General features: G+C 42.1%; 18 protein-coding genes and 4 tRNA genes. 20 read left to right on the top strand and 2 right to left on the bottom strand.

The features are described 5' to 3' along the window. Positions 1-67 precede the first annotated feature (67 nt). From aas to luxS, 12 genes are all read left to right on the top strand, one after another. Entirely contained in the window at positions 68-2,215 is a 2,148-nt protein-coding gene (aas, locus tag M1F05_RS04430; protein WP_206084767.1) for a bifunctional acyl-ACP--phospholipid O-acyltransferase/long-chain-fatty-acid--ACP ligase, read from the top strand. 1 nt (position 2,216) lies between these two features. After that, positions 2,217-3,419, top strand: a complete 1,203-nt coding sequence (lplT, locus tag M1F05_RS04435) for a lysophospholipid transporter LplT (protein ID WP_206084768.1) — start codon at positions 2,217-2,219, stop codon at positions 3,417-3,419. 15 nt (positions 3,420-3,434) lie between these two features. Further along, entirely contained in the window at positions 3,435-3,938 is a 504-nt protein-coding gene (gene pncC / locus M1F05_RS04440) for a nicotinamide-nucleotide amidase (protein WP_206084769.1), read from the top strand. A gap of 104 nt (positions 3,939-4,042) precedes the next feature. Further along, positions 4,043-5,110 (top strand): recombinase RecA, encoded by a 1,068-nt coding sequence (recA, locus tag M1F05_RS04445; protein WP_206084770.1) that lies wholly within the window; start codon positions 4,043-4,045, stop codon positions 5,108-5,110. A 326-nt stretch (positions 5,111-5,436) separates the two neighbouring features. Further along, positions 5,437-8,064, top strand: a complete 2,628-nt coding sequence (alaS, locus tag M1F05_RS04450; RefSeq protein ID WP_206084771.1) for an alanine--tRNA ligase — start codon at positions 5,437-5,439, stop codon at positions 8,062-8,064. A 231-nt stretch (positions 8,065-8,295) separates the two neighbouring features. Continuing rightward, positions 8,296-8,481 carry a carbon storage regulator CsrA gene (csrA, locus tag M1F05_RS04455; protein ID WP_004264815.1) on the top strand — a complete coding sequence of 62 codons (186 nt, stop codon included), beginning with the start codon at positions 8,296-8,298 and terminating at the stop codon, positions 8,479-8,481. Between the two features lie 435 nt (positions 8,482-8,916). Next, positions 8,917-9,009: transfer RNA gene (locus tag M1F05_RS04460), tRNA-Ser, on the top strand. Positions 9,010-9,020: 11 nt separating this feature from the next. Further along, positions 9,021-9,097 (top strand) — tRNA-Arg (locus tag M1F05_RS04465). 145 nt (positions 9,098-9,242) lie between these two features. Next, positions 9,243-9,319 (top strand) — tRNA-Arg (locus M1F05_RS04470). 90 nt (positions 9,320-9,409) lie between these two features. Beyond that, positions 9,410-9,486 (top strand) — tRNA-Arg (locus tag M1F05_RS04475). A 186-nt stretch (positions 9,487-9,672) separates the two neighbouring features. Continuing rightward, the gene (gene gshA, locus M1F05_RS04480) at positions 9,673-11,238 is read left to right on the top strand and encodes a glutamate--cysteine ligase (protein WP_206084772.1); all 1,566 of its coding nucleotides are present in this window, start codon (positions 9,673-9,675) and stop codon (positions 11,236-11,238) included. Between the two features lie 154 nt (positions 11,239-11,392). Next, positions 11,393-11,908 (top strand): S-ribosylhomocysteine lyase, encoded by a 516-nt coding sequence (gene luxS, locus M1F05_RS04485; protein WP_206084773.1) that lies wholly within the window; start codon positions 11,393-11,395, stop codon positions 11,906-11,908. Between the two features lie 66 nt (positions 11,909-11,974). Here the strand turns inward: luxS and M1F05_RS04490 are convergent, their stop codons facing one another. Continuing rightward, positions 11,975-13,261 carry a CNNM domain-containing protein gene (locus tag M1F05_RS04490; protein WP_206084774.1) on the bottom strand — a complete coding sequence of 429 codons (1,287 nt, stop codon included), beginning with the start codon at positions 13,259-13,261 and terminating at the stop codon, positions 11,975-11,977. Positions 13,262-13,301: 40 nt separating this feature from the next. Then, entirely contained in the window at positions 13,302-14,093 is a 792-nt protein-coding gene (locus M1F05_RS04495) for an inner membrane protein YpjD (RefSeq protein ID WP_206084775.1), read from the bottom strand. Positions 14,094-14,469: 376 nt separating this feature from the next. Between M1F05_RS04495 and ffh the strand changes: the two genes are divergently transcribed. The 8 genes from ffh to M1F05_RS04535 all read left to right on the top strand — a co-directional run bounded on the left by ffh (position 14,470) and on the right by M1F05_RS04535 (position 22,792). Then, the gene (gene ffh, locus M1F05_RS04500) at positions 14,470-15,831 is read left to right on the top strand and encodes a signal recognition particle protein (protein WP_206084776.1); all 1,362 of its coding nucleotides are present in this window, start codon (positions 14,470-14,472) and stop codon (positions 15,829-15,831) included. A 136-nt stretch (positions 15,832-15,967) separates the two neighbouring features. Further along, positions 15,968-16,216, top strand: coding sequence for a 30S ribosomal protein S16 (gene rpsP, locus M1F05_RS04505; RefSeq protein WP_004924887.1), 249 nt, complete (start codon positions 15,968-15,970; stop codon positions 16,214-16,216). A gap of 18 nt (positions 16,217-16,234) precedes the next feature. Beyond that, positions 16,235-16,780 carry a ribosome maturation factor RimM gene (gene rimM / locus M1F05_RS04510; protein ID WP_047757188.1) on the top strand — a complete coding sequence of 182 codons (546 nt, stop codon included), beginning with the start codon at positions 16,235-16,237 and terminating at the stop codon, positions 16,778-16,780. Between the two features lie 38 nt (positions 16,781-16,818). Then, a complete protein-coding gene (gene trmD / locus M1F05_RS04515) occupies positions 16,819-17,583 on the top strand; it encodes a tRNA (guanosine(37)-N1)-methyltransferase TrmD (protein WP_047757187.1) in 765 nt (254 codons plus the stop codon). A gap of 41 nt (positions 17,584-17,624) precedes the next feature. Next, positions 17,625-17,978, top strand: coding sequence for a 50S ribosomal protein L19 (gene rplS / locus M1F05_RS04520; protein ID WP_047757186.1), 354 nt, complete (start codon positions 17,625-17,627; stop codon positions 17,976-17,978). Between the two features lie 705 nt (positions 17,979-18,683). Then, positions 18,684-19,778 carry a 3-deoxy-7-phosphoheptulonate synthase gene (locus M1F05_RS04525; RefSeq protein WP_272516353.1) on the top strand — a complete coding sequence of 365 codons (1,095 nt, stop codon included), beginning with the start codon at positions 18,684-18,686 and terminating at the stop codon, positions 19,776-19,778. Between the two features lie 13 nt (positions 19,779-19,791). Then, a complete protein-coding gene (tyrA, locus tag M1F05_RS04530) occupies positions 19,792-20,913 on the top strand; it encodes a bifunctional chorismate mutase/prephenate dehydrogenase (protein WP_206084777.1) in 1,122 nt (373 codons plus the stop codon). Between the two features lie 313 nt (positions 20,914-21,226). Beyond that, positions 21,227-22,792 (top strand): methyl-accepting chemotaxis protein, encoded by a 1,566-nt coding sequence (locus M1F05_RS04535; protein ID WP_206084778.1) that lies wholly within the window; start codon positions 21,227-21,229, stop codon positions 22,790-22,792. Positions 22,793-22,811 lie beyond the last annotated feature (19 nt).

Consider the following 22,811-nt stretch of genomic DNA (forward strand, 5'->3'; position numbering starts at 1 on the left):
AGTGTTATTACGGCATAACAATATTTTGGTAGCATACAAAAATATAATCATAATATAGGGATTCATTATGTTGGTGAAAATAATCAAAGCCATCCTTACATTTTTATTTCGTGTTGAAGTTATTGGTGATGCGAAAGAGTTTGATCAAGATAAATGCTTGATTACACCCAACCACGTCTCTTTTTTAGATGGTGTTTTGATCGCGCTTTTTCTCCCTGTAAAACCTGTATTTGCCGTTTACTCAACCTTTGCAACACCTAAAATGGTGAAGCGCCTTAAGCCTTATGTTGATATTGTCCCTCTTGACCCTGCCAATCCATTGGGTATTCGCCACCTCGTTAAAGAGGTAGAAAAAGGGCGCCCGATCGTTATCTTCCCTGAAGGGCGAATTTCGGTGCATGGCTCTTTAATGAAAATCTATGAGGGCGCTGCGTTTGTTGCCGCTAAATCTGCAGCAAAAATTGTCCCTATTCGTATTGAAGGTGCAGAACGCAGTCACTTTGGGCGCTTAAAAGGAATTATTCCGTTAAAATGGTTCCCAAAAATTACCTTGCACATTTTACCTGCGCAAACTATTCCGATGCCAGAAGCGCCAAAATCGGTTGAGCGCCGTGCACTCGCGGGCGAACATCTGTATCAAATCATGAAGTCTGCACGTATGGCTTGTTTGCCACAAGTGACGCTGGTTGAAGAGTTTATCGGCAGTGTTCAACGTTTTGGTCGCCGCACACCTTGTATTGAAGACATTGCATTTAAAGAAGACTCGTACCAAACATTGCTGAAGAAAACGCTAGGGGTAGGGCGTATTATTGAGCGTTATACCCATGAAAATGAGCGTGTTGGTCTTTTGCTACCGAATGCAACAGTGACGGCAGCCGCAATTTTTGGGGCATTGATGAGAGGTCGTGTCCCTGCGATGTTAAATTACACTGCGGGTAGTCATGGGATTAGTAATGCACTTAAAGCTTCAGCAGCTAAAGTGGTGTTCACTTCGCGACAATTTCTTGAAAAAGGGAATCTCACCCATATTCCAGAGCAAGTTCCTGAAGCTAATTGGATTTACCTTGAAGATTTAAAAGATACAGTGACTTGGCAGGATAAGCTATGGATTGTTAAGCACTTATTCAATCCACATAAAGCCATTATTCCGCGAAAAGCATCGGATGAAGCCATTGTCTTATTTACCTCTGGTTCTGAGGGGACACCAAAAGGTGTGGTGCATAGCCATGCCAGTTTGATGGCAAACGTTGAGCAAATTAAAACCATCGCTGACTTTACGCCGCGGGATCGTTTTATGTCATCCTTGCCATTGTTCCACGCATTTGGTTTAACCGTTGGTTTATTTATTCCTCTATTTTCGGGCAGTCGCGTTTTCCTGTACCCAAGCCCATTACATTACCGCATTATTCCTGAACTAGTGTATGACAAAAACTGTACAGTCTTGTTCGGTACATCAACATTCTTAGGGAATTATGCCCGTTTTGCTCACCAATATGATTTTGCTCGTTTACGTTATGTCGTTGCAGGCGCTGAAAAGCTTTCAGATAAAACGAAGAAAATTTGGTTTGAAAAATTCGGTATTCGTATCCTCGAAGGTTATGGCGTGACCGAATGTGCACCAATTGTCTCTATCAATGTTCCAATGGCGGCAAAAGAAGGCACGGTAGGGCAAATTTTACCTGAAATGGAAGCGCGTATTATCCCCATCTCTGGTATCGAAAATGGCGGTAAACTGCAACTTAAAGGCCCTAATATCATGAAAGGGTACTTACGTGTTGAAGCGCCAGGCGTGCTTGAAACGCCAAGGGCTGAAAACGCACAGGGCGAGGTAGAAGAAGGCTGGTACGATACAGGGGATATTGTTGAGTTGGATAATAAAAACTTCTGCACTATCAAAGGCCGTGTGAAACGTTTTGCGAAACTGGCAGGGGAAATGGTTTCCCTTGAAAGCATTGAACAGATGGTTGCCGCTTTGTCGCCAAATGCAAATCATGGCGTAGTGACAAAACCAGATAGTAGCAAAGGTGAGGCGCTAGTGTTGTTTACTACCGATAAAGAGTTAGATAGAAGTGCGTTATCGGCGGCGGCGAAAAGCAGAGGATTAACTGAGCTTGCGGTTCCCCGTGATATTCGTTTTGTGAAAGAGTTACCTGTGCTAGGTAGCGGAAAAACGGATTTTGTCACACTGAAACAAATGGCCTTAAAGGATGCCTAATATGCAAGAAAGTACCTCGAATTTACCGTTGATGAGCCGAGGAATGAAGGCCGTTTTAGCGTCTCAGTTTCTCTCTGCATTTGCGGATAACGCACTGTTATTTGCTATATTAGCGCAACTCAAAGCTGAATTTTATCCAGAATGGAGTCACCCTATTTTACAAATGGTGTTTGTGTTTACTTACATCGTTTTAGCCCCATTTGTTGGGCAAATTGCCGATAGATTCTCCAAAGGGCGCGTGATGTTGTTCTCCAATATTTTTAAATTTATTGGAGCGCTAGGGATTTGCTTTGGGTTAAATCCGTTCCTTTGTTATGGATTAGTGGGGATTGGTGCCGCATCTTATTCACCTGCTAAATACGGTATCTTAGGCGAATTAACAGGGGGAGATAACCTTGTTAAAGCCAATGGTGTGATGGAAGCCTCGACAATTGCGGCAATCTTAGTGGGTTCTGTTGTTGGGGGAATGCTTTCCGATATCAATCTCTTATTAGCGTTAGGGACATGTGCGATTTTATATGCACTGGCGGTTATTGCTAACGTCTTTATTCCACATCTTGTGGCGGCAAGGCCAGGAAAAGGCTGGGATCTCAAATTACTGGTCACAGATTTTTTTCAAGCATGCCGTATTTTATGGGCGAATCAGGAAAGCCGTTTTTCGCTAGTTGGAACCAGCCTGTTCTGGGGCGCTGGGGTCACATTACGTTTTTTATTAGTTGCTTGGGTACCTGTAGCTTTAGGTTTACAAGATAACACAACACCAACTATCTTAAATGCGATGGTTGCTGTGGGGATTGTTGCAGGGGCAGGGCTTGCGGCTAAATTTATTACCTTGAAAACAGTTTACCGCTGTATTCCAGCAGGGGTTATTATCGGTGTGATGGTGGTGTTACTTTCCTTGCAAACTAATATTATTCCATCCTACTTTATCTTGATTACTTTAGGGGTATTTGGTGGGTTATTTGTTGTGCCCCTAAATGCTTTACTACAAGATAAAGGAAAGGAAACCGTTGGTGCAGGAAATGCCATTGCAGTACAGAACTTAGGCGAAAACAGCGCGATGCTGATTATGCTAGGCTTATATTCATTGGCAATTAAGGGCGGCTTATCTGTGGTGAATGCAGGTATTGGTTTTGGTGCCGTATTTACGATTGCGATTGCAGGCTTATGGATCTGGGATCGCGCTCGTAAAAAAAAGATGTAAAAGGCGGATTACATAATGGTAGATGAGACGCGACTCGAAACATTAAGTATTCAGATTGGGCAAAAACTGAAAGCGCAAGGTAAAACAGTCACTACTGCAGAGTCTTGCACGGGGGGTTGGATTGCAAAGGTGCTGACCGATATTGCTGGAAGTTCGGATTACTTCCAGCGTGGCTTTGTCACTTATAGTAACGAAGCTAAACATCAAATGATTGGTGTGACTGACGCATCTTTGCAACAATTTGGCGCTGTTAGCCAGCAAGTGGTAGAAGAAATGGCATCAGGGGCACTGAAAGAAGCAACAGCCGATTTTGCGATTTCAGTCAGTGGTATTGCAGGCCCTGGTGGCGGTAGTATAGACAAACCCGTTGGAACTGTATGGTTTGGTTTTGCCCAAAAACAGGTAGATGGTGCGGTGTTGGTTATCGCTAGGCATCGTGTATTTCAAGGTGATAGAAATCAAATTCGTTTTCAATCAACAGGTTATGCTCTAGAAACGCTTTTGAGTCTGTTAAATTAAAAATTTCCTTGATACTGTATGATTATACAGTATAATTAGTTCCAACAAATCAAATTCAATCGTTTTATTCGCAGTGGCAAGGCCATTGCACTTAGGGAGTAAACATGGCTATTGATGAAAACAAACAAAAAGCACTGGCTGCGGCACTGGGTCAAATTGAAAAGCAATTTGGTAAAGGTTCCATTATGCGTCTTGGTGAAGACCGTTCAATGGATGTTGAAACCATTTCAACGGGTTCTTTATCTCTTGACGTTGCATTAGGTGCTGGTGGCCTGCCATTAGGTCGTATTGTTGAAATCTACGGTCCAGAATCTTCAGGTAAAACCACCCTAACCTTACAAGTCATCGCTGCTGCACAACGCAGTGGTAAAACCTGTGCATTTATCGATGCCGAGCACGCACTTGACCCTATCTACGCGAAGAAACTCGGCGTTGATATCGATAACTTACTGTGTTCTCAGCCAGACACTGGTGAACAAGCGCTCGAAATCTGTGATGCTCTGACTCGGTCAGGTGCTGTTGACGTTATTATCGTTGACTCCGTTGCTGCATTAACCCCTAAAGCGGAAATAGAAGGTGAGATTGGTGATTCTCACATGGGGCTTGCTGCACGTATGATGAGCCAAGCAATGCGTAAATTAGCAGGTAACTTAAAAACCTCAAATACGCTTCTGATCTTCATCAACCAAATTCGTATGAAAATTGGTGTAATGTTCGGCAACCCAGAAACAACAACGGGTGGTAATGCACTGAAATTCTACGCATCTGTTCGTTTAGATATCCGTCGTATTGGCGCGGTGAAAAATGGTGAGGAAATTGTCGGTAGTGAAACTCGCGTTAAAGTGGTGAAAAATAAAGTTGCGGCGCCATTTAAACAAGCGGAATTTCAAATTCTTTACGGTGAAGGGATTAATACCTTTGGTGAACTAATTGACCTGGGTGTTAAACACAAGCTAATTGAAAAAGCGGGTGCTTGGTATAGCTATAACGGCGATAAAATTGGTCAAGGTAAAGCTAACTCAACGACTTATTTAAAAGAACATCCTGAAGTTGCGCAAGAAATTGACACAAAACTGCGAGAAATGTTACTCAATCATACTGGTGAGTTTAGCAGTGCTGCAACAGACTTTATCAGTGATTCTGATGAAGAAGAAACACCAGAAGAATTTTAATTATTAGCTAGTGACTTGATTAATCATTAGATTATAGGCGCCGCTCTTATTGAGTAGCGCCTTTTTTATTTTTTCCAATCGTAATAATAGTTTATTCAACAGTTTTTCTGTGGAAAAATACGCTGGCCAGAGGTATAAACATACTTTCAGAAAATATCTAGACGCTTTACAATGAAAGCCACGAATGGATGTAGCTATAATTTTACTTCTATGCAAAGAGACTTTATCTTATCAGTCACTTTTTAATCGGAGAGTTGATTAGAGGTGATGTTACACTCCATCTCAACAATTCATAATTCTGTTTCCAGCTTGATATCGGGATAAATATGAGTAAAAGCACCGCTGAGATCCGCCAAGCGTTTCTCGACTTTTTTCATACAAAAGGTCATCAGGTGGTCACCAGCAGTTCGCTAGTGCCTAACAATGACCCGACACTATTGTTCACAAACGCAGGGATGAACCAGTTCAAAGATGTATTTCTTGGCCTGGATAAAAGAGCATATTCCCGAGCGACAACTGCACAACGCTGTGTGCGTGCAGGTGGTAAACATAACGACTTAGAAAATGTAGGTTATACAGCTCGTCACCACACATTCTTTGAAATGTTAGGTAACTTCAGCTTTGGTGACTACTTTAAGCACGATGCAATTCGCTTTGCTTGGGAATTACTGACAAGTGAAGCATGGTTTAACCTGCCAAAAGAAAGATTGTGGGTCACTGTTTATGCAACAGATGATGAAGCCTATGATATTTGGAATAAAGAAATTGGTGTTCCAGCAGAGCGCATTATCCGTATCGGTGATAACAAAGGCGCACCTTATGCTTCAGATAACTTCTGGCAGATGGGTGATACAGGTCCTTGCGGCCCTTGTACTGAAATTTTCTATGATCATGGCGATCATATCTGGGGTGGCCCTCCAGGAAGCCCAGAAGAAGACGGTGACCGATATATTGAAATCTGGAACCTTGTCTTCATGCAGTTTAACCGTCAATCAGACGGTACCATGGAACCATTGCCGAAACCTTCTGTCGATACAGGAATGGGCTTAGAGCGTATCTCTGCGGTACTGCAACACGTCAATTCAAACTATGACATTGATATTTTCCGTGAATTAATTGCAGCGGCAGCGAAAGCGACAGGTGCTACCGATCTGGAAAATAAATCACTGCGTGTTATTGCTGACCATATTCGTTCTTGTGCTTTCCTTGTTAGTGATGGTGTTATTCCATCAAACGAAGGTCGTGGCTATGTTCTGCGTCGTATTATTCGTCGTGCCGTTCGTCATGGTTACATGCTCGGTGCTAAAGAAACGTTTTTCTACAAATTAGTTGCTCCATTGATCAAAGTGATGGGCTCTGCTGCTGAAGAACTTCAACGTCAACAAGCCATGGTTGAAAAAGTTCTGAAGACAGAAGAAGAGCAATTTGCACGTACTTTAGAGCGTGGCTTGCAATTATTAGATGAAGAATTGGCATCTTTAAAAGGGGATACCCTGGATGGTGAGGCTGCATTCCGCCTCTATGATACTTACGGTTTCCCAATCGACTTAACCGCTGATGTGTGCCGTGAGCGCAATATCAAAGTGGATGAAGACGGTTTTGAGCGTGCGATGGAAGACCAGCGTCGTCGTGCAAGAGAATCGAGTGGTTTTGGCGCTGACTATAACTCATTAATCAAAGTTGATAAGCACAGCGAATTCTCAGGTTACCAATATGATGAGCAACAAGCGACCATCACCGCATTATATAAAGATGGTCAGCCTGTTGATAGCTTAAATGTAGGTGAAGAAGGCTTAGTTATTCTTGATAAAACCGCATTTTATGCCGAATCAGGTGGTCAGGTTGGGGACATTGGTTTCTTAAATAATGACAATGCTCGCTTCAATGTGACAGACACACAAAAATATGGTCAAGCAATTGGGCATATCGGTAAAGTCGAATCAGGCTCATTAGTTGTTAACCATCGTATTACCGCTGTGGTTGATAGCGCAAGGCGTAATGCTATTCGTTTGAATCACTCTGCAACGCACTTATTACATGCTGCGTTACGTCAAGTACTTGGCGAACATGTATCTCAAAAAGGTTCACTTGTTAATGACAAGTACCTGCGTTTTGACTTCTCACATTTTGAAGCTATGACCCAAGCGCAACTCCGCCAAGTTGAAGACATTGTAAATGCTCAAATTCGCCAAAATTCAGAAATTGAAACTGAGTTGATGGATTTAGAGGGGGCGAAAGCGAAAGGGGCTATGGCATTATTCGGTGAAAAATACGAAGAACGTGTTCGCGTATTGAGTATGGGCGATTTTTCTATTGAATTGTGCGGTGGTACACACGCAAAACGTACTGGTGATATTGGCCTGTTCCGTATTCTGAGTGAATCAGGAACAGCTGCGGGTGTTCGCCGTATTGAAGCAACAACAGGTGTAATGGCGATTGAAAGTGTTCACCATCAATCAGAACAGCTTTCGGCAATCGCTCACCTATTAAAAGGTGATATTAATAGTCTCGTTGAGAAAGTGAAATCTACGTTAGACAAATCTCGTCAGCTAGAAAAAGAGATTTTGCAACTAAAAGATCAACAAGCTTCTCAAGAAAGTGCTTCACTAAGTAGCAAAGCAAAAGATGTGAAAGGCGTCAAATTGTTAGTGAACCAATTAAGCGATACTGATCCTAAGCTATTGAGAACTATGGTTGATGATCTGAAAAATCAGTTGAAATCAGCGATTATCGTGCTTTCAACAACAAGTGGTGATAAAGTCAGTATGATCGTTGGTGTGACTAATGATTTGACTGCTAAAGTTAAAGCAGGTGACTTGATCTCTTATGTTGCACAACAAGTAGGTGGTAAAGGTGGTGGGCGGCCTGACATGGCACAGGCAGGCGGCACTGATGTAAGTGCATTACCTGCTGCAATGGCTAGTGTTGAAGAGTGGGTTGAATCACGACTGTAAGTACTTACCAAAAGTTGCCTTGTAGGAATATAAGGCAACTTTAAATCTGTTGCGGCATTGTTAATGTATTACTTGTAGTGCTATATTTTGCTTGTAAATAATTAGAATGATTGCCTTGATGGCATCAATGCTTTAGGTGCATGTCATTACTTTACGTTTTCACGGTGTGTGATGGACAATAGCGGGGGATACCTAGAGACCCGACTCTTTTAATATTTCAAGGAGCAAAGAATGCTTATTCTGACTCGTCGAGTTGGTGAAACACTCATGATAGGCGATGAGGTAACAGTTACTGTATTGGGTGTTAAAGGCAACCAAGTTCGTATTGGTGTTAATGCCCCAAAAGAAGTTTCTGTTCACCGTGAAGAAATTTATCAACGGATCCAGGCCGAAAAGACTCAACCAGATAATCAATAATAATGAATAAGCGTCCAATGATTGATCACACAGCAAGAATGGGCGCTTGTCTTACTGCGTTTTAAAAAATTTTACGTTCTCAAACTTCGTTTTATTTGCTTCACTCACTTATTTTGTTGAGCGTGATGAGGCATTGTAAACAAACACCTTTTCATCTTTGTTTATAATTGCGCCGTATCATGGTAGCGAGCAAATAATTTTTTGGTTCAAAAGCAATTTTATCTCTCTCATTTTTATTCATAAAGTAAGTTATTTAAGGGCTGAAAAAGTTCTTTTTCGGTGTTAAACTAAGCATCTTGCTTGTGAAATGTGCAAACAGACTGCGGAATGCAAAAAGTTTGGAAAAATTGTTTGACTTCTAAGTCTAGGAAAGTAATATGTGCGCCACACAGAGACGAGATGTTTGAAAAAACAAATCGTGTGTAACTAAAATATGGTGAGGTGGCCGAGAGGCTGAAGGCGCTCCCCTGCTAAGGGAGTATGCGGTCAAAAGCTGCATCGAGGGTTCGAATCCCTCCCTCACCGCCATTTTAGATTATGCATCCGTAGCTCAGCTGGATAGAGTACTCGGCTACGAACCGAGCGGTCGGAGGTTCGAATCCTCCCGGATGCACCATATTAACCCTACAGGGAAACCTAGTTGGGTTTTATTTTGGTTCTACTTAGTAAGCAATCAAAATAGTGTAGTAACGAAGAAACTGATTTACAGAAGTAGATGTTGATAAGAAGTTTGAGAGAGAAGCACGTCTTGCAGTAACTATGCATCCGTAGCTCAGCTGGATAGAGTACTCGGCTACGAACCGAGCGGTCGGAGGTTCGAATCCTCCCGGATGCACCATCTCTTAGCTAATTAGTTAGCGTATCAATAATCCATTTAGTGTAGACATTCTCAGTTATTGAATTAATCGATATTTGTCGACAGAATTTTGCATCCGTAGCTCAGCTGGATAGAGTACTCGGCTACGAACCGAGCGGTCGGAGGTTCGAATCCTCCCGGATGCACCATCATAAGAAAGACTCCTCAATTTGAGGAGTTTTTTTTTGCCTGAAAAGTCAATTAAATAACATTTCCGATGCATCTTTTGTTTTAATCCCTCCTAAACCACACATCTAGACAGCGACAATTTATGTGATTTAAGCTAAAGTAATTGCCTTAATAAAATAAATTAACATCACAGGCGGGAGGTCGATTTGATCCCGGACGTATCGAAAGCGCTCTCATGGTTAGAGGCGCACCCAGAAACACTAAATGGTATTCAACGTGGTATTGAGCGCGAAACATTGCGTGTGACGCCTACAGGCTCAATTGCAGAAACGTTGCACCCTGAAGGGCTGGGACAAGCTTTAACACATAAATGGATCACGACAGATTTTGCGGAGTCCTTACTCGAATTTATTACTCCTGTAGATAAAAGCATTAGCCATAACTTGGCTTTTCTCAGGGATTTACATCGCTATACTGCACGTCACCTTCAAGATGAAAGAATGTGGCCACTCAGTATGCCGTGCTTTATCGAAAGTGAAGATAAAATCACTCTTGCTCAATATGGTACTTCTAACGTCGGGCGCTTTAAAACCCTGTACCGTGAAGGCCTTAAAAATCGTTATGGCGCATTGATGCAGACGATAGCAGGGGTGCATTATAACTTTTCTTTGCCAACTGAGTTTTGGCAGGCATGGGCTGGTGTTGACGATCCTGAAAGTGAAAGCGGTAAAGAAAAAATTTCTGATGGCTATTTACGCTTGATCAGAAACTACTATCGCTTTGGCTGGGTGATCCCATATTTATTCGGTGCATCTCCTGCCATTTGTGGCTCTTTCTTAAAAGACAGAGATACCACGTTAACATTCGATAAAACAGAATGTGGAACTTACTATTTACCTTATGCGACATCTTTACGCATGAGCGACCTTGGTTATACCAATAAATCACAAAGCGATTTGAATATTACATTTAATAAGCTGGGTGAATACGTTGAAAATTTGAAAAAAGCCATTCATAAGCCTTCCGCTGAGTTTGAAAAGCTAGGTGTGAAAAAAGATGGTAAATACGTTCAGCTTAACTCTAACGTGTTGCAAATTGAAAATGAACTCTATGCCCCAATAAGACCTAAACGCGTCCCTAAAGGCACTGAGTCGCCTTCTGATGCGTTATTGCGTGGGGGCATCGAATACATTGAAGTGCGCTCTTTAGACATCAACCCATTCAGTGCGATTGGTGTAAATGAAACCCAAGCGCGTTTTGTTGATCTATTCTTAATATGGTGCGTGCTTGCCGATGCGCCAGAAATGAATGCTCAGGAACTTGATTGTTGTCGTCAAAACTGGAACCGAGTGATCCTCGAAGGGCGCAAACCTGGCCAAGTGATTGGTTTTGGTTGTGGTAGCGAAGTGAAACCTTTAGTGGAAGTTGGCCAGCAGTTATTTAATGATTTGATTCGTGTCGCTGAAGTGCTCGACACTTGTTGTGACGCGAAATATCAAGATGTTTGCCATCAGTTTGTTGCGATGTTTGAAGACCCAACCCTAACATACTCTGCGTTAGTTATGGATGAGATGTTAGAAAAAGGCATCGGTGGTTATGGATTAGAATTAGCTGAAAAATATTTTGAACAGTTAATCAATGAGCCGTATGAAGTGATCACGGAAGAACAGTTTGAACAAGCAAGGTTAGCTTCTATTGAGAAACAAGCGGCGATGGAACAGAGCGAAACTGAATCCTTTGAAGACTATCTACGCATTCACGCAGGACGCTAAAAGAAAGTGGCCACTCAAGGTGGCCAAATAAAAATCTCTTAGAGAATTAGGGATGATAACAAATTGCGCGTCTTTCATTAATTAAGACTCCGCATTTTCAAAATAGTTTCATTTATTTTAAAAATATATTTTTAATTTTTGAGGAGGTCACGAAATGCCATTATTAGATAGCTTTACTGTCGATCATACTCGCATGGCAGCGCCCGCTGTTCGTGTGGCAAAAACGATGAAAACGCCAAGTGGTGATACCATCACTGTTTTTGATTTGCGTTTTACCGTGCCAAATGAAGAAGCGATGACGGAAAAAGGGACTCACACATTAGAACACTTGTTTGCAGGTTTTATGCGTGACCACCTTAACGGTAACGGTGTCGAAATTATCGATATCTCCCCGATGGGCTGTCGTACAGGGTTTTATATGAGCTTGATTGGTCAGCCTGCTGAGCAGCGTGTTGCTGATGCATGGAAAGCCGCAATGGAAGATGTTTTAAACGTCAAAGACCAAAATAAAATCCCTGAGTTGAACGTATATCAGTGTGGTACTTATAAAATGCATTCACTGGAAGAAGCTCAGCAAATCGCACGTAATGTGTTGTCCTCAAATATTGGTATCAATAAAAATGACGATTTAGCATTACCTGCAGATAAGCTGGAACAGCTTCACGTTTAATCTCTTGGTGTGCTCTTATGAACAAAGCGCCTTAAACATGTTGGCGCTTTATTTTTGGTGAAAAGTTTATAAGTCGGGGACTTGCGAGCTAAAAGTGAGCGGTGTGATCCTCACTTGCTTGATGGTATTTTCATTCATCGCTAACACTTCAATCATGTAATGACCCACCACGATTTGCTCTTCAAGCTGCGGAATATCTCCAATGACCTCTAACACCATGCCGTTAACCGTCCTAGGGCCGTCTACAGGCAAATTCCAATCAAAAGCCTTATTTAGGTCACGGATATTAGCAGTGCCGTCCACCAGGACGCTACCATCACTTTGAGGTAGAACCTCTTCTGCTAAAGACGGTGACATCGATGTGGTAAAATCACCAACAATTTCTTCTAATATATCCTCTACTGTGATAAGTCCTTGAATTTCGCCATACTCATCCACAATAATCCCTAACTTTTCTTTTTTGTGTTGGAAATTAATGAGCTGAACATTTAGTGGTGTACTATTTGGGATGAAATAAATGTTATCTGAGGCTTTTATCAGGTTCTGTTTATTGAATTCTCGTTTTTCCATCATCAATCGATAAGCTTCTCGGACACGCAAAATCCCTATCGAATCATCGAGAGAATCGCGATAAAGCACAATTCGACCGTGGGGGGAATGTGTAAGTTGTCTTATAATTGACTTCCAATCATCATTAACATCAATGCCTACAATTTCATTTCTTGGCAGCATGATGTCACCCACCGTCACTTTGTCTAAATCCAGTATTGAAATCAGCATGTCTTGATTGCGGCGGCTAATTTTATGCTTTGATTCATTGACAATAGTACGCAGCTCTTCTTTGTTTACCGCATCTGTGCGAGCCGTTAAGGAGCGAATGCCTAAACAACGCAAAAGTAGTGAGGAAATAGTATTAAAGGTCCATACCACAGGCATCATAATGATTTGCAATGGCTTGAGAAAGTAGCTACTGGGGAAGGCGATTCTTTCTGGATAGAGCGCAGCTAATGTTTTTGGCATCACTTCCGCAAAAATAAGGATCACAAACGTTAAGATCCCAGTTGCCATCGCGACACCCGCGTTACCATATAAGCGAATACCAATGATGGTGGCTAAGGCTGAGGCGACGATATTAATTAAGTTATTGCCAATCAGGACAAGACTGAGCAGTTTGTCAGGGTGTTTTAGCAGTTTTTCGACTCGAATTGCCGAACGATTACCTTGTTTTGCCAAGTGTTTTAAACGATAGCGATTCAATGTCATCATCCCCGTCTCTGAGGCAGAGAAGTAGGCTGACATAAAAATTAAAACAATCAGTATGATGATTAGCGTACTGGTAGACACATCATCCAAAACAAGGTTCCTTATTACAATATGGAAAGGTTAGAAAAACTCAAGGTACCATAAACTGTTGGAGTAGACGGTTACCAAAAAAAGCCATCGTTAAAATGATTGAGCCAGCAACATGGAAGAATAAAACACGTTTTCCGCGCCAGCCGCCGTGGAAATGGCCCCAAAGTAAAGTAATGTAGACAAACCAAGCAATCACTGATAGCACAGATTTATGGATATTTTCTTTATCAAAGATATTATCCATATAAATAAACCCTGTACATAAAGTCAGAGTTAGTAAAATGACACCCACTTGGGTGATGTGAAACATTTTACGCTCTACCACCATCATTGGCGGCATATCAGGGCTAAATTTTAAGGTTTTATTTTTGAGTTGGTGATCAATTAACGCAACTTGAAATGCATACAAGGCAGCAATGAGTAGCGTGGCATAGCTTAATAAGGCCAAGCCAATATGTACAAATAGAGGCACGCTGGCTTCTAGGTGAGTAATAAACTCACCAGGCATAATGGTAGAAAGCATTAAATTAATGATAGCGAAACTGTACACTATCGGGGTTAAATACCACGCTTTTCCCCAATAGGCGACAACCGTCATAATTAAGCACATCAGTAAACTCACCGCTGAACCAAGGTTTAATAGGGTGAGATTCTGCCCTTCGGCCTCACTAAAAATGAGTAATTTTAGTGTGATGGCGTGCGTCACTAATGCAACAATCGCAAGTAGTATCGCCAAACGGCGATAAAGGGGTTGTTTACGCACTTGGCCTGGGACGATCAGCAGTAGGCTAATCATGTATGTACAAACTGCTATGACTGCAAATACTGGCATAGTATAGTGTCGATATTCATTTTTAGTGGAAAGTTATTTTATAGTATAACGTGTACGGGAGCAGGCTCCAACTATTGGCCGAGCCAATAGCGGTATATTCACGATAGATAGCATTTCATGTACCTATAGGGTTGTACAGATAACAATGAAACTAACGCTATCATAGCTTGTATAATCTGTTTCAAACAGAGGGCAGCGAAAAAATAGCGGATGTGGTACAATCGGGAAAATATTTTTTATCGTGCTTTTTCCTTCATTTGATTGAAGGTTTGCTACTTATAATTCAACTTGTTGACACTAAAACACTTGAAATTAGGTGTATTAGCAACCAGATTAGGCTAAACATCGGCCCATCAACAGAATTGAGCTAAGACATATGTTTGATAATTTAAGCGACAGACTCTCGCGCACGTTGCGCAATATCAGCGGACGTGGACGTCTCACTGATGACAATATTAAAGATACATTACGTGAAGTTCGCATGGCATTGCTGGAAGCCGACGTAGCGTTGCCAGTTGTCCGTGAATTTATCCAGAAAGTCAAAGAAAGTGCCGTTGGTCAAGATGTAAATAAAAGCTTAACACCAGGCCAAGAGTTCATCAAAATTGTTCAAAATGAACTGACCCGAGCGATGGGGGAAGAAAACCATCAACTCAACTTGTCGGCTCAGCCGCCTGCGGTTGTCTTAATGGCGGGTTTACAAGGTGCGGGTAAAACAACCAGCGTTGCGAAACTAGGTAAACACTTAAAAGAAAAGCAAAAGAAAAAAGTTTTAGTGGTCTCTGCTGACGTCTATCGCCCAGCGGCGATCAAACAGCTTGAAACCTTAGCTGAATCTGTTGGTATTGATTTTTTTCCATCAGATGTGCAAGAAAAACCCGCGGCTATCGTGCAAAAAGCGTTAAAGCACGCTCAACTTCAATTCTACGATGTATTATTGGTGGATACCGCAGGTCGCTTACACGTTGATGAAGCGATGATGGAAGAAATCCAAGAGGTCCATCGTATTATTAAGCCTGTGGAAACCTTGTTCGTCGTCGATGCGATGACGGGGCAGGATGCAGCGAACACCGCAAAAGCGTTTAATGAAGCCTTACCACTGACTGGGGTTGTATTAACCAAAGTTGATGGTGATGCGCGTGGTGGTGCTGCGCTGTCGATTCGTGCAATTACAGGTAAGCCAATTAAATTCTTAGGGGTCGGTGAAAAAACGGATGCCTTAGAACCGTTCCACCCAGAACGTGTTGCATCCCGTATCCTTGGGATGGGTGATGTGATTTCTCTGATTGAAGAGATTGAGCACAAAGTTGACCGTGATGAAGCAGAAAAATTAGCGAAAAAACTAAAAACGGGTGATGGTTTTGATTTAAATGACTTTTTAAGTCAATTAAAACAAATGCGTAACATGGGGGGCATGGCGAGCATGATGAGCAAAATGCCTGGAATGTCCCAGTTACCAGATGCTGTTAAATCCCAAATGGATGATAAAATCACGGTTCGTATGGAAGCGATGATTAATTCCATGACGCGCAAAGAGCGCGAAAAACCAGAGATTATTAAAGGTTCTCGTAAACGCCGTATTGCGGCAGGTTCGGGAACGACCGTGCAAGAAGTTAACCGTCTTTTAAAACAATTTGATGATATGCAACGCATGATGAAGAAAATGAAAAAAGGTGGCTTAGCCAAGATGATGCGCGGCATGAAGGGTATGATGCCTCCGGGTTTTCCGGGGCGTTAAGCAATAAAGCCTCAAACAAAACGCACTTTTGATTGATTTTTGCGTCAAAGTGAGTAAACTTTTCGGGCTTTTTATATGACAGCCGGACTCTATCCCTCGATGGAGTCTGGTTGTTTTGTTAACTAATGAGGATGTTATGGTAACAATTCGTTTATCTCGTGGCGGCGCTAAAAAACGTCCGTTCTACCAAATCGTTGTAACCGATAGCCGCAATGCGCGTGACGGTCGTTTCATTGAGCGTATCGGTTTCTTCAACCCGATCGCTTCAGGTCAAGCAGAAGAACTGCGTTTAGACTTGGACCGTGTTGAGCATTGGGTTGGCTTAGGCGCAACTATTTCTGACCGTGTTGCACAACTGGTCAAACAAGCTAAGAAAGCAGCTTAATCTGTCGCGGTGGTAACAATGAGCAAGCAAACTAAACTACAGCCACCTGAAAACCCAATCGTATTGGGGAAATTAGGTGCGGCATACGGTATTCGTGGTTGGCTCAAAGTTTTTTCGTCCACCGAACATGCTGAAAGTATTTTTGAGTATCAGCCTTGGTTTATCCAACGTTCAGGTCAATGGCAACACATTGAAATTGAAGACTGGAAACATCATAACAAGGATATCATCGTCAAGCTGAATGGGGTCGATGACCGCGATGCAGCTGCGCTTTTGACTAACTTTGAAATTGCGGTTGATTCAACCCAACTTCCTGAGTTAGAAAACGAATACTACTGGAAAGACCTGATGGGCTGCCACGTAGTGACGTTACAAGGCTATGACCTTGGTACCATCACTGACATGATGGAGACTGGTTCGAATGATGTACTGGTCATTAAGGCGAATTTAAAAGATGCATTTGGCATCAAGGAGCGGTTGGTTCCGTTTCTTGATGGGCAGGTTATCAAGAAAGTCGATCTCGATGCTAAACTCATTGAAGTGGATTGGGATCCTGGTTTTTAAATCTCCGGTTGAACGGTTTTGATAAGTGGGACGATATCATGTGGATTGGTGTAATTAGCCTGTTTCCCGAAATGTTCCGCGCAATAACCGAGTACGGGGTAACTGGTCGGGCAGTGAAAAATGGCCTACTCACATTTGAGTGCTGGAATCCGCGGGATTTTACTCACGATCGGCACAAAACTGTTGATGACCGCCCCTACGGAGGTGGTCCAGGCATGCTGATGATGGTGCAACCGCTTAAGGATGCAATCAACGCAGCAAGAACTGAGGCTGGTGAGGGTGCAAAGGTTATTTATCTTTCACCGCAAGGGCGCAAGCTAAGTCAAGACGGTGTTTGCGAGCTGGCAACCAATGAGAAATTAATACTTGTTTGTGGCCGCTATGAAGGCATTGATGAGCGTATCATTCAAACCGAAGTTGACGAAGAATGGTCAATCGGCGATTACGTTCTCAGTGGTGGGGAACTCCCTGCAATGGTGTTGATAGACTCAGTATCTCGGTTTATACCAGGGGTGCTTGGTCATCAAGCTTCAGCTCAAGAAGATTCTTTTGCTGATGGCTTGTTAGATTGTCCTCACTATACCCGCCCTGAAGTGTTAGATGGCATGCAAGTCCCGGATGTATTACTTTCGGGGAATCACGCTAAAATAGATAGCTGGCGCATGAAACAATCACTTGGCCGTACCTGGCTTAGAAGACCTGAGCTTCTGGAAAGCCTAGCTCTGACTGACGAGCAGAGGATGTTGCTGACTGAGTTCCAACGTGAATATCAGTCTGAGCAACAAATGAATCCAGACAATTAATTGTCTAAACATATCAGTTTACCTAGGGTAAGAGAGTTATTATGAGCAACATTATTAAACAAATTGAACAAGAGCAAATGAAGCAGGACGTACCTTCATTCCGTCAGGGTGATACTGTGGAAGTTAAGGTATGGGTCGTAGAAGGCTCTAAAAAACGTCTGCAGGCATTCGAGGGCGTGGTTATCGCTATTCGTAACCGCGGTCTGCACTCTGCATTCACTGTTCGTAAAATTTCTAACGGCGAAGGTGTTGAGCGTGTCTTCCAAACTCACTCACCAGTCGTAGATAGCATTGCTGTTAAACGCCGTGGTGCTGTTCGCAGAGCTAAACTGTACTACCTGCGTGAGCGTTCTGGTAAGGCAGCTCGTATCAAAGAGCGTCTGAACGCCAAGTAATACGCTTTCGCTACATCCGAAAGTTGAAGAGGCCCGCCTTAGTGCGGGCCTTTTTATTCTTCATATTTCGTGCTGTGACGTTGTTGGCTTCGCTCGGCCACACAGGTCACATACTTATGTATGCTCCCTGCGATGTCCTCACTTTGCCGCCTAGTCACAACTCGAACTATTTAGAATATGGTTGAGGAAGCTTATTTCAAACTGTAGCGTTGTTGGCTTCGCTCGGCCACACAGGTCACATACTTATGTATGCTCCCTGCGATGTCCTCACTTTGCCGCCTAGTCACAACTCGAACTATTTAGAATATGGTTGAGGAAGCTTATTTCAAACTGTAGCGATGTTGGCTTCGCTCGGCCAACAGGTCACATATTTATGTATGCTCCCTGCGATGTCCTCACTTTGCCGCCTAGTCACAACTCGAATTATTTAGAATATGGTTGAGAAATTAACTCATTAATCGTAAATAAATGTTTACAATATAATGCATCATAGTTCTAATTTAAATTATTTTAATGTTTATTTTTTGTTAAATTAATTATTTATCAGTAGGTTAATTTGATGTAAATTATTGTTTACTGATGTGGAAATATTTTACATAAATGGATTGAATTGTTTACGATGCATGGTATGTTATTACCCATGCACTCAAACACAATATGTAAACAATAAACCAAGCAAATATAAGCTAATTAAGTAGGTAAAAAATGATCATGCAAAAAGATGTACTCAACAACGTGAATATTCAAGACGAGCAGGTATTAATCACTCCTGAGAGTCTGAAAGAGAAATATCCGCTGAGTCACAGCAACCTGCATGCCATTGCGACATCGCGTCAAGTTATTGCGGATATTATCCATCAACGTGATCCTCGCTTACTCGTGGTATGTGGTCCTTGCTCAATCCATGATGTGGATGCTGCGATTGAATATGGTGAACGCCTACAAAAATTAGCCGAAGAGTTAAGTGATAGCTTATATATTGTGATGCGTGTGTATTTTGAAAAACCACGGACAACTGTGGGCTGGAAAGGCTTAATAAGTGATCCATTTATGGATGGTTCATTCCAAATGGAAAAAGGCCTTCATATTGCTCGCGACTTATTGACTAACTTAGTCAATATGGGGCTGCCACTGGCAACTGAAGCATTAGACCCAAATAACCCACAATACTTAGGGGATTTATTCAGCTGGTCTGCAATTGGTGCAAGAACCACTGAATCACAAACCCACCGTGAAATGGCATCAGGACTCTCAATGCCTGTAGGGTTTAAAAATGGGACTGATGGTAGTTTATCTACCGCAATTAATGCATTGAAAGCGGCTGCAATGCCACATCGTTTCATGGGAATTAACCAATCGGGCCAAGTTTGCTTATTGCACACCAAAGGCAACAGCAATGGTCATGTGATTTTACGCGGTGGTAAAACACCCAACTACAGCGCAGAAGATATCGCGGCGTGTGAAGCTGAAATGCGTAAAGCGGGGCTGGAACCATCCCTAATGGTGGATTGCAGTCATGGTAACTCAAATAAAGATTACCGCCGTCAGCCACTGGTGGTTGATTCAATTATCGAACAAATTGTTAATGGTAATGAGTCAATTACAGGTATTATGCTGGAAAGCCATATTAATGAAGGCAACCAAACATCTGAACAGCCACGCGATGCGATGCAGTACGGCGTTTCTGTAACAGATGCCTGCATTAACTGGCAGACAACAGAGACTGTATTGCGTCATTTACATCAGGCATTATTGCCTGTGCTTGAACAACGCACGCAGAAATTGAGCAAAGTGAGCTGATCAAGGTATTAGTATGTCTGTTGAGTTATCCCATTTACGGGACCAAATTGATGCGGTTGATAAATCCTTATTGGATTTACTAGCTAAAAGGTTGCAACTTGTGGCGGAAGTTGGCGAAGTCAAAAGCTTACATGGGTTGCCAATTTATGTACCTGAGCGTGAGTCGAGCATGCTAGCGGCTCGGCGCGCCGAAGCAGAACGTATGGGGATCCCGCCTGATCTGATTGAGGATATTTTACGGCGGATCATGCGTGAGTCTTACGCACGCGAAAATGACAAAGGTTTCAAGACACTCAACCCGAATGCTGGCCCAATAGTTATTGTGGGTGGCGATGGGAAGATGGGGAGGTTATTCCATCGTCTTCTGACGTTGTCAGGTTACCAAGTAAAAACGCTGAATCAAAATGATTGGCCGCAGGCAGAATCGATTGTTGCGGGTGCAAGTGTGGTGGTGGTCAGCGTACCTATCCACTTAACTGTTCAGGTGATTAATCAACTGCCAAAATTGGATAAAGACACTATTTTGATGGATATCGCATCTATCAAGCAACAACCATTAGAAGCCATGCTAGCGGCACATGAAGGGCCAGTTCTGGGGCTTCATCCGATGTTTGGCCCCGATATTGGCAGCGTAGCAAAACAAGTTTTTGCATATTGTCATGGCCGTGGTGCTGAGTCTTATCAATGGTTCCTTGAACAGCTAGTAGTTTGGGGGGCGCGTTTGAAAGAAATCTCAGCGCAAGAGCATGATAAAAACATGAGTTTTATCCAAGCATTGCGCCACTTTACGACGTTCACTTATGGGCAAAATTTGGCGAAAGAGGATATCGATTTACAGCAGCTTCTTGAGTTGTCATCTCCCATCTACCGTTTAGAACTTGCGATGGTGGGGCGGTTATTTGCTCAAGATCCCCAGTTGTATGCAGATATCATCATGTCTTCAGATAAAAACGTAGAATTAATTCGCCGTTATCATCAGCTTTTAGGGCAGTCTATTGAAATGCTTGAAAATAAAGATAAAGCAGAATTTATTCGCCAGTTTAATCAAGTTAGTGAGTGGTTCGGCGAAGATGCTCACCATTTTATGAAAGAAAGCCAGTCATTGTTGCAACGCGCCAACGATAATCGTAAGTAATTATCCCCGCCTTCTATTGTATTGTTTGCAATAGAGGGCTTTTTTACTGTTAATTTTTTGTTATTTCAGGTAATCTTTCTTTTTCGACCTTCTAAATTCGATATTTTATTTTGAATAAGTAATTTTACTTATTTCCTGTGCTTTCTATTGAAAAATCTCCTTTCTAATCTAAAACAGATATCTTCCTCTATTTAAGGGTAAATTAATCGATTTATAAAATTGATATTTAATTATCGATCGATTTATCTGGTAAAGATGTGACGTATTTTACCGATAACATTACTCATTCAACGATGGCTAGCGTGGTAAACATATGTCTTTTAAAAATCTCAAAATTAGTATGAAGTTAACGATAGCATTTGGGGGATTTGTTACGCTTATTATCCTGAGCTCACTCTTTTCTTTGGCCAATATGAACCGAGCCAATGATGGAATGAAACAAGTTCTGTATGAAAGTTACCCCATTGCCTCAACAGCAGGGCAGATGATGGATAATTTTTATTCATTTATTGGTATTCAAGAATTGATTTTACTTGATGACCGAGGGAGTGATAAGCGACGTGAAGAGTTAGCCAAAATTACATTGAAAATTAATGAATTGATGGACAGCTTAGAAAAAAATGTCACGGATGATCGTTCTAAAGAAGTCCTTTCTGAATTGCGAATTATTCGCCAACAATTTCATGCATCAATCGCTCGTATCAATACATTCCTTTCTGAAAATAACCGTCAAGCGGCTATTGATGAAATGATGGTAAAAACGTCTAGCATTCAGCGTGATTATCGAGACCATATTCAAACGCTAATGGCTATCCAAGATTTAGAAATGCAGGATATTGGGCGTACCGTCAATACCCATTATGAAAGCAATAAAATTTTACTGGCGATTCTTTCTGTGATCAGCATTGCTGCGGGTTGTGCGATGGGCTGGTTTATTACCATTATGATAACCCGACCACTCGAAAATGCGGTTGGTTTAGCGCAGTCTATTGCGAGTGGTGATTTAACGAAAGACGTTAAAGTAGATTCAAAAGATGAAACAGGTATTTTATTAAATGCATTGAATGACATGAAAGGCCAGTTAGTTGAAATTGTTCAAGAGGTGCAAAGAGGCTCTGAAAGTATTTCCGCGGCCGCTGGACAAATTGTGGCAGGTAACCAGAACTTAGCCGCCCGCACCGAAGAACAAGCCGCATCTGTTGAAGAGACAGCAAGTTCTATGGAACAAATTACCTCAACAGTAAAAAACACCACTGAACATACTCATGAAGCAAGTATGTTAGCGGAACAAGCGGCCGTTGTTGTGCAGAATAATGGTCAAATGATGAATCAGCTGACGAATAAAATGCGAGCTATTAATACGTCATCATTACAGATGACTGATATTATTAACTTAATTGATTCCATTGCATTCCAAACCAATATTCTGGCATTAAATGCTTCGGTTGAAGCGGCAAGAGCAGGCGAACATGGTCGTGGTTTTGCGGTCGTTGCGGGAGAGGTACGTTTATTGGCACAAAAAAGTGCGGCATCAGCCAATGATATCAAAGGGCTGATTGAGAACTCTTCATCGCAAACCAAAGAAGGTATGGAGCTCGTAGAGAAAGCGACAGAACAAATTCATGGCATGATTGATAGTGTGAAAGAAATGAACACGCTATTACGAGAAATTGGCCAAGCAAGCCAAGAAGAAAGCGATGGCATTTCACAAATTAACAGTGCTGTAGGGCAGTTAGATTTAACCACGCAACAAAATGCTAGCTTAGTCGAGGAGTCCGTTGTGGCGGCAGACTCATTAAATGAACAAGCATTCCATCTAAAAAAACTCGTGAATTACTTCCGCGTTAATTCTAACTACCAGTCAGAAACGACGGTATAATTTTGAATGAAGGCTGCTT

Origin of the sequence: Providencia sp. PROV252, from assembly GCF_033676005.1 — a bacterium.
In the GTDB taxonomy this organism is placed as follows: domain Bacteria; phylum Pseudomonadota; class Gammaproteobacteria; order Enterobacterales; family Enterobacteriaceae; genus Providencia; species Providencia vermicola.

What these genes read in the sequence shown, in the direction of transcription:
- recA (WP_206084770.1), top strand. Translation starts at nt 4,043, where the DNA reads ATGGCTATTGATGAAAACAAACAAAAAGCACTGGCTGCGGCACTGGGT.
- M1F05_RS04495 (WP_206084775.1), bottom strand. Translation starts at nt 14,093, where the DNA reads ATGCCAGTATTTGCAGTCATAGCAGTTTGTACATACATGATTAGCCTA.
- luxS (WP_206084773.1), top strand. Translation starts at nt 11,393, where the DNA reads ATGCCATTATTAGATAGCTTTACTGTCGATCATACTCGCATGGCAGCG.
- tyrA (WP_206084777.1), top strand. Translation starts at nt 19,792, where the DNA reads ATGTCTGTTGAGTTATCCCATTTACGGGACCAAATTGATGCGGTTGAT.
- pncC (WP_206084769.1), top strand. Translation starts at nt 3,435, where the DNA reads ATGGTAGATGAGACGCGACTCGAAACATTAAGTATTCAGATTGGGCAA.
- alaS (WP_206084771.1), top strand. Translation starts at nt 5,437, where the DNA reads ATGAGTAAAAGCACCGCTGAGATCCGCCAAGCGTTTCTCGACTTTTTT.
- csrA (WP_004264815.1), top strand. Translation starts at nt 8,296, where the DNA reads ATGCTTATTCTGACTCGTCGAGTTGGTGAAACACTCATGATAGGCGAT.
- rpsP (WP_004924887.1), top strand. Translation starts at nt 15,968, where the DNA reads ATGGTAACAATTCGTTTATCTCGTGGCGGCGCTAAAAAACGTCCGTTC.
- ffh (WP_206084776.1), top strand. Translation starts at nt 14,470, where the DNA reads ATGTTTGATAATTTAAGCGACAGACTCTCGCGCACGTTGCGCAATATC.
- rimM (WP_047757188.1), top strand. Translation starts at nt 16,235, where the DNA reads ATGAGCAAGCAAACTAAACTACAGCCACCTGAAAACCCAATCGTATTG.
- lplT (WP_206084768.1), top strand. Translation starts at nt 2,217, where the DNA reads ATGCAAGAAAGTACCTCGAATTTACCGTTGATGAGCCGAGGAATGAAG.
- aas (WP_206084767.1), top strand. Translation starts at nt 68, where the DNA reads ATGTTGGTGAAAATAATCAAAGCCATCCTTACATTTTTATTTCGTGTT.
- rplS (WP_047757186.1), top strand. Translation starts at nt 17,625, where the DNA reads ATGAGCAACATTATTAAACAAATTGAACAAGAGCAAATGAAGCAGGAC.
- trmD (WP_047757187.1), top strand. Translation starts at nt 16,819, where the DNA reads ATGTGGATTGGTGTAATTAGCCTGTTTCCCGAAATGTTCCGCGCAATA.
- M1F05_RS04525 (WP_272516353.1), top strand. Translation starts at nt 18,684, where the DNA reads ATGATCATGCAAAAAGATGTACTCAACAACGTGAATATTCAAGACGAG.
- M1F05_RS04535 (WP_206084778.1), top strand. Translation starts at nt 21,227, where the DNA reads ATGTCTTTTAAAAATCTCAAAATTAGTATGAAGTTAACGATAGCATTT.